This is a genomic window from Streptomyces sp. NRRL WC-3549, assembly GCF_000721935.1.
GTDB lineage: Bacteria > Actinomycetota > Actinomycetes > Streptomycetales > Streptomycetaceae > Streptomyces.
This window is the reverse complement of record NZ_KL585394.1, coordinates 349,426-350,336: the sequence shown is the minus strand read 5'-3', so window position 1 is coordinate 350,336 and position 911 is coordinate 349,426. Positions and strand designations below refer to the sequence as shown.

Annotated in this window: 1 pseudogene; it reads right to left on the bottom strand. The window is 78.8% G+C overall.

Annotated elements, in window-relative coordinates:
• A pseudogene (locus IH13_RS44535) lies at nt 1-825 on the bottom strand (DNA-directed RNA polymerase sigma-70 factor); the annotation flags it as partial.
• Between the last annotated feature and the right edge of the window lie 86 nt (nt 826-911).

Genomic DNA, 911 nt, shown 5'->3' with positions numbered 1-911 from the left:
GGGTGTGCTGGCCTCGGTCTCGGCCGCCGTCTCGGCCAGCCCGAGCCCCACACCGTCGTGGAGGAGCAGGGTGCGGCGGTAGGAGGCCGGCATGTCCAGCAACGCGCCGAGCAGGGCGCGGCGCGCCGGGTCCTCCGGCAGCGGGTCGGGGCGGCGGTGGGCCCGTCGCACCCGGTTCCAGGGCGACATCGCGTACTCGTACGCCGCGGCCCGCACCCAGCCGGCCGGGTCCCGGTCCCGGGCGACCTCGGGCCAGCGGTGCCAGGCGAGTTGGAAGGCGCGCTCGACGGCCTCCTTGGCGAGCAGCCGACGCCCGGTCAGCACGTACGCCTGACGGACGAGTCCGGGGGCGGCGTGGGCGTAGAGGGCGTCGAACGCTTCCGCGGGGGTGAGCCCCGCCGTGGCCGGGTCGTCGCCGGACGCCGTGTCCCCCGCCGGTGCGGGGCACTGCGCGGGCCCGGCGGGCGGCGACCCCCGGGGTGTCTCCGGAGGTACCCGCGGAGTGCTCGGCGGCTCAGACGCCGCCGCGGTCTTCGGGGCGCCGGGCGGTTCCAGGGCCTGCGAGGTCTCCGGTACCTCAGGCGTCTCCGTTACCCCCTCAGGCGTCTCCGGGACCTCAGGCGTCTCCGGCGCCTCCAGAGTCTTCGGGGCCGCTGCGGCTCCGCCACCCTGCGCGGCCTCCACGGTCTCCTGACCTTCCCGGGACTCGGGGACCTCCGGGGTCTCCCGGGCCTCCCGGGCGTCGGGGACCTCCGGGGCCTCCCGGGCCTTTCCGGCCCCCAGGGGCGCCGGCGTACCCAGGTCACCCGGCGCCGCCGGAACCACGGGTGGCACCGGATGCTCCCGTGCGCGCGTGGCCGCCTCCGCCCCGGCCCCCTCCGCCTCGGCCCCCTCCGCCCCGGCGGCCTCCG